At 58.6% G+C, this 5,784-nt stretch carries 8 protein-coding genes; all 8 read left to right on the forward strand.

All coding sequences use genetic code 11. The features are described from left to right. On the forward strand, nucleotides 1-692 hold a 692-nt coding region (gene ruvB, locus OQK_RS31420), incomplete at its 5' end, for a Holliday junction branch migration DNA helicase RuvB (protein ID WP_038861043.1). A 127-nt stretch (nucleotides 693-819) separates the two neighbouring features. Then, nucleotides 820-1,287: a tol-pal system-associated acyl-CoA thioesterase gene (ybgC, locus tag OQK_RS17390; RefSeq protein WP_016773503.1), complete on the forward strand. Its 468-nt coding sequence runs from the start codon at nucleotides 820-822 to the stop codon at nucleotides 1,285-1,287. Then, nucleotides 1,277-1,972, forward strand: coding sequence for a protein TolQ (gene tolQ, locus OQK_RS17395; RefSeq protein WP_008080223.1), 696 nt, complete (start codon nucleotides 1,277-1,279; stop codon nucleotides 1,970-1,972). Before ybgC ends, tolQ begins: the two co-directional genes overlap by 11 nt. Before the next feature lie 23 nt (nucleotides 1,973-1,995). Next, nucleotides 1,996-2,448: a protein TolR gene (gene tolR, locus OQK_RS17400; protein WP_160767866.1), complete on the forward strand. Its 453-nt coding sequence runs from the start codon at nucleotides 1,996-1,998 to the stop codon at nucleotides 2,446-2,448. Then, nucleotides 2,448-3,524: a cell envelope integrity protein TolA gene (tolA, locus tag OQK_RS17405; RefSeq protein ID WP_016773505.1), complete on the forward strand. Its 1,077-nt coding sequence runs from the start codon at nucleotides 2,448-2,450 to the stop codon at nucleotides 3,522-3,524. Before tolR ends, tolA begins: the two co-directional genes overlap by 1 nt. 17 nt (nucleotides 3,525-3,541) lie before the next feature. Further along, nucleotides 3,542-4,822 carry a Tol-Pal system beta propeller repeat protein TolB gene (tolB, locus tag OQK_RS17410; protein WP_016773506.1) on the forward strand — a complete coding sequence of 427 codons (1,281 nt, stop codon included), beginning with the start codon at nucleotides 3,542-3,544 and terminating at the stop codon, nucleotides 4,820-4,822. A 52-nt stretch (nucleotides 4,823-4,874) separates the two neighbouring features. Beyond that, nucleotides 4,875-5,372, forward strand: a complete 498-nt coding sequence (pal, locus tag OQK_RS17415; RefSeq protein WP_003178634.1) for a peptidoglycan-associated lipoprotein Pal — start codon at nucleotides 4,875-4,877, stop codon at nucleotides 5,370-5,372. Nucleotides 5,373-5,453: 81 nt separating this feature from the next. After that, a partial coding sequence (locus OQK_RS30015) for a YbgF trimerization domain-containing protein (protein ID WP_274380880.1) occupies nucleotides 5,454-5,784 on the forward strand: 331 nt, incomplete at its 3' end.

The following is a 5,784-nucleotide window of genomic DNA, read 5'->3' on the forward strand; positions in this document are numbered from 1 at the left end:
TTGAAGAAGTGCTGTATCCGGCGATGGAAGATTTCCAGCTCGACATCATGATTGGTGAGGGGCCGGCGGCGCGTTCGATCAAACTGGATCTGCCGCCATTCACACTGGTCGGCGCCACCACCCGCGCCGGCATGCTGACCAATCCGCTGCGTGATCGCTTCGGTATCGTCCAGCGCCTGGAGTTCTACAGCACGGCGGATCTGGCAACCATCGTCAGTCGTTCGGCAGCCATTCTCGGTCTGCCGCTGGATCCGGAAGGTTCGTTCGAGATTGCCCGTCGCGCCCGTGGCACGCCGCGAATTGCCAACCGTCTGCTGCGTCGGGTGCGCGACTTTGCCGAAGTCCGCGCCAAGGGTCACATCACCAAAGCGGTGGCGGATCTGGCGCTGAACCTGCTGGATGTCGACGAGCACGGTTTCGATCACCAGGACCGGCGTCTGCTGCTGACCATGATCGAGAAGTTCGACGGCGGCCCGGTCGGTATCGACAGTCTGGCGGCGGCGATCAGTGAAGAACGCCATACCATTGAAGACGTGCTCGAACCGTATCTGATCCAGCAGGGCTATATCATGCGCACGCCACGGGGCAGGGTGGTGACGCGGCATGCCTATTTGCATTTCGGTTTGAATGTTCCGTCACGCATGGGCGAGATGCCCGTGGCAGACGAGTTTCTCGACGCCGTCGACGATTGATACACATTTGTTGGTGATTTATTCAGGGTTTGTACTGTCAGACGACGGTACTTTTGCGTTAAAGCTTTGAAACCACGAAAAACAGTTGTCTGGCCGGATTGGCAACCTGAGGAGTAAGCACTAGAGTATGCGCGCGCAAAACGGGCTTGAGCCGTTCGCACATCGTTGTCGCGTTTATTACGAGGACACCGATGCGGGCGGCATCGTGTATTACGTTAATTACCTCAAGTTTATGGAACGGGCTCGAACCGAGCGGCTACGGAAACTGGGCTTTGCCCAATCTGTGCTTGCCGGAGAGGACCTGTTGTTCGTCGTGCATTCCAGCGAAGCGCGCTACCACGCGCCGGCGCGACTGGACGACGAATTGCTGGTAAGCGCTGATGTAATCGAATTGAACCGTGCCAGCCTGCGCTTCAAACAGCAGGTCAGGCGGGCCACGGATAATGTGCTGCTCTGCGAAGGGCAGTTTTTGGTGGCCTGCGTGCGCACCGACAGTTTGAAACCCCGGGCCCTTCCCGAAGACCTGCGTGCGGCCTTCGCCGACGCGGTCGGCCCGGGTACACACTCAAAGCAGGAGATAAAGCGTGGAAGCTAACGTCGTCGACCATTCCTCCATGTGGAGCCTGGTCAGCAATGCCAGCATCGTGGTGCAGTTGGTAATGTTGACCCTGGTGGCCGCATCGGTGACCTCATGGATCATGATCTTTCAGCGCAGCAACTTGCTGCGCGCCGGTCGACGCGCCCTGGAGAGCTTCGAAGAGCGCTTCTGGTCGGGTATCGACCTGTCCAAACTGTACCGTCAGGCTGGCAGCAACCCTGATCCGGATTCGGGCGTGGAGCAGATCTTCCGTGCCGGTTTCAAGGAGTTCTCCCGTCTGCGTCAGCAGCCAGGTGTCGATCCTGAAGCCGTGATGGAAGGTGTCGCCCGTGCCATGCGCGTGGCCATCTCGCGCGAAGAAGAGAAGCTCGAGCAGAGCCTGCCGTTCCTCGCCACCGTCGGTTCGGTCAGCCCGTATATCGGTCTGTTCGGTACCGTGTGGGGGATCATGAACTCCTTCCGCGGTCTGGCCAGCGCTCAGCAAGCGACCCTCGCCACCGTTGCTCCGGGTATCGCCGAAGCCCTGATCGCCACCGCGATCGGCCTGTTCGCTGCGATCCCGGCGGTCATCGCTTACAACCGTTTTGCTGCGCGCAGCGAAACCTTGCTGGGCCGCTACTACACCTTCGCCGATGAATTCCAGGCGATCCTGCACCGCAAAGTGCACACCAGCGAAGAATAAGCAGGTATTTCCCGATGGCTTTAATCGCTCGAGCTCGCAAAAAGCGCAAGCCGGTCGCCGAGATGAACGTGGTGCCCTACATCGACGTGATGTTGGTGCTGCTGGTCATCTTCATGGTGACCGCGCCGATGCTCAATCAGGGCGTGAAAGTTGATCTGCCCAAGGTTTCCAGCGAAGCCTTGCCGCAGGACAACAACACCCAGGTCCTGACCATTTCGATCAAGGCTGACAAGACCTACTACTGGAACCTTGGCAGCGAAGTCGACACCGAGAAGCAACAGGACAGGGCCATGACCCTGCCACAGATGACTGACGCGGTGACCAAGATCATCCGCGCCGGCACCGAGGGCGGCAAACGCACCCAGGTATTCATTCGTGGTGACAAGACTGTCGACTACGGCGCCGTCATGGGTGCCATGGGCGGGTTGCAGAAAGCCGGGGTCGGTAACGTTGGTCTGATTACCGAGGCCCCCTGATGCAGCAACAGCGAGAGCCGTCCGCCTCGGAAAGCTACTTCTGGCCTAGTGTTCTGGCGATTGTCCTGCACGTGCTGGTGTTCGGCATGCTGTTCGTCAGTTTTGCCTTCACGCCCGAACTGCCGCCTGCCAAGCCGATCGTCCAGGCGACTCTGTACCAGCTGAAATCGAAAAGTCAGGCGACCACCCAGACCAATCAGAAGATTGCGGGTGAGGCGAAGAAATCCGCCGCGCGCCAGACCGAAGTCGAACAGATGGAACAGAAAAAGATCGAGCAGGAAGCGGTGAAGGCGGCGGAACAAAAGAAAGAGGAAGCGGCTCAAAAGGCCGAGGAAGCCAAGAAGGCCGACGAGGCGAAGAAAGCGGACGAAGCGAAAAAGGCTGATGAAGCCAAGAAAGCCGACGACGCGAAAAAAGCCGAAGCGAAAAAGGCCGAAGAGAAACAATTGGCTGATATAGCCAAGAAGAAGGCCGAAGACGAAGCGAAGAAGGCTGCTGAGGAAGAGGCGAAGAAAGCCGCTGCCGAAGAAGCCAAGAAGAAGATCGTCGAAGACGCGAAGAAGAAAGCCGCCGAAGACGCCAAGAAGAAAGCTGAAGCTGAAGAGGCGAAGAAGAAAGTCGCCGAAGACGCGAAGAAGAAAGCTGCTGCCGATGCTGCGAAGAAGAAAGCGCAGGAAGCGGCACGCAAATCCGCCGAAGACAAAAAGGCCCAGGCCCTGGCAGATCTGCTTTCCGACACGCCGCAGCGTCAGCAGGCCCTGGCCGATGAGCAGGGTGACGAGGTTGCCGGCAGTTTCGATGACCTGATTCGCGCTCGCGCAGCAGAAGGCTGGGCTCGTCCTCCTTCGGCGCGCAAAGGCATGACGGTCGTGCTGCAAATCGGCATGTTGCCGGACGGCACGGTGACTTCGGTCAGCGTGGCCAAGTCCAGCGGTGACGGTCCGTTCGATGCTTCGGCAGTCGCGGCAGTGAAGAATATTGGACGTTTGACAGAAATGCAGGGAATGAAGCCGAGCGATTTCGCTCCGTATCGTTCATTCAAGATGACATTCACACCTGAGGATCTAGCCTTGTGAGAAACCTTCTTCGAGGAATGCTGGTCGTGATCTGCTGCATGGCAGGGATCGCGGCGGCAGATGAAAAGAACATTCTGGTCACCAGCGGCAGCGATCGGGCTACTCCGATCGCCGTCGTACCGTTCGGCATGCAGGGCGGCGCCGTGCTGCCGGATGACATGGCTGAAATCATTGGCAACGACTTGCGCAACTCGGGCTATTACTCGCCGATTCCGAAAGCCAACATGATCAGCCAGCCAAGCCAGCCGAGCGAAATCATCTTCCGTGACTGGAAGGCGGTGGGTGCTCAGTACATGATGGTCGGCAGCATCGCTCCAGCGGGCGGTCGCCTGCAGGTGCAGTGGGCACTGTTCAACGTCGCCACCGAGCAGAAAGTGGCGGACGGCAGTGTTTCCGGTACGACCGACCAGATCCGTGACATGGCGCACTTCATCTCCGATCAGTCGTTCCAGAAGCTGACCGGCATTGAAGGTGCCTTCTCGACGCGTCTGCTTTACGTAACGGCCGAGCGTTTTTCCGAGAAGAACACCCGTTACACCCTGCAACGCTCCGACTATGACGGCGCACGCGCAGTGACTCTGCTGCAATCGCGCGAGCCGATCCTGTCGCCGCGTTTTGCACCGGACGGCAAGCGTATCGCCTACGTGTCGTTCGAGCAGAAGCGTCCGCGCATCTTCATGCAGAACATCGACACTGGTCGCCGTGAGCAGATCACCAACTTCGAAGGTCTCAACGGCGCGCCAGCCTGGTCGCCGGACGGCAATCGCCTGGCGTTCGTGCTGTCGAAAGACGGTAACCCGGACATCTACGTAATGAACCTCGGTTCGCGTCAGATCAGCCGCGTAACCAATGGCCAGGGCATCAATACCGAACCGTTCTGGGGCAAGGATGGCTCGACCATCTATTTCACCTCGGACCGTGGCGGCAAGCCGCAAATCTATAAAACCAGCGTCGGTGGCGGTGGTGCCGAGCGTGTGACGTTCGTGGGCAACTACAACGCCAACCCGAAACTTTCGGCTGATGAAAAGACTTTGGTGATGATCCATCGTCAGGATGGCTTCACCAATTTCAAGGTGGCAGCTCAGGATCTGCAGCGGGGTAGTGTAAAGATCCTCACTGATAGCACTCTGGACGAGTCACCTACTGTTGCGCCCAACGGCACCATGGTAATCTACGCCACCCGCCAACAGGGCCGGGGAGTCTTGATGCTCGTGTCCATTAATGGACGCGTGAGGCTCCCGCTTCCTACCGCTCAAGGCGAAGTCAGAGAACCGTCCTGGTCCCCTTACCTGAAGTGAGCGGGCGCTACACGTTTTACTTAACACACTGGGGTTCATTAGGAGTTTCACGATGGAAATGCTGAAGTTTGGTAAATTTGCTGCGCTGGCTCTGGCCATGGCTGTAGCTGTAGGTTGCTCGTCCAAAGGCGGCGACAACGCCGGTGAAGGCGCTGTTGATCCAAACGCTGGTTACGGCGCAAACACTGGTGCCGTTGACGGTTCCCTGAGCGAAGAAGCTGCTCTGCGCGCAATCACCACCTTCTACTTCGAATACGACAGCTCGGACCTGAAGCCAGAAGCCATGCGCGCTCTGGACGTTCACGCCAAAGACCTGAAAGCAAACGGCGCTCGCGTTGTTCTGGAAGGCAACACCGACGAACGTGGTACTCGTGAGTACAACATGGCACTGGGCGAGCGTCGTGCGAAAGCCGTTCAGCGCTACCTGGTACTGCAAGGTGTTTCCCCAGCTCAGCTGGAACTGGTTTCCTACGGCGAAGAGCGTCCAGTTGCTACCGGCAACGACGAGCAGTCCTGGGCCCAGAACCGTCGCGTCGAACTGCGTAAGTAATTCGATATGCGAACGTGCCGTCGTGCTGTAACTGTTCTGGCTCTCAGCCTCGCGCCGCTTGCGGCGTGGGCTGCGGTTCCTGTGGTCGATGACAACTCCGGTTATAACAATAGCGGGAGCAGTTATCCGCCTGCGGGTTACGGTACGAACGGCGCCTATGCCGGGGGAGCGGCTTCGGCCCCTGCCTCGGCACAAGGCATGCTGTTCAACCAATTGCAACAGATGCAGGATCAGATCTCGCGCCAACAGGGCGTGATCGAAGAACTGCAGAATCAGGTTTCGCGCATGAAGCAGGAATCCCTGGAGCGATACCAGGATCTTGATCGGCGCATAGGATCCGGCGTTGCACCAGCCGCGACTCCCGAGAATTCTTCTGCCGGTGGCGATGCAAGTGCTGCTGCCGGTGCTGCCG

Source organism: Pseudomonas sp. R62, assembly GCF_000257605.1.
In the GTDB taxonomy this organism is placed as follows: domain Bacteria; phylum Pseudomonadota; class Gammaproteobacteria; order Pseudomonadales; family Pseudomonadaceae; genus Aquipseudomonas; species Aquipseudomonas atacamensis.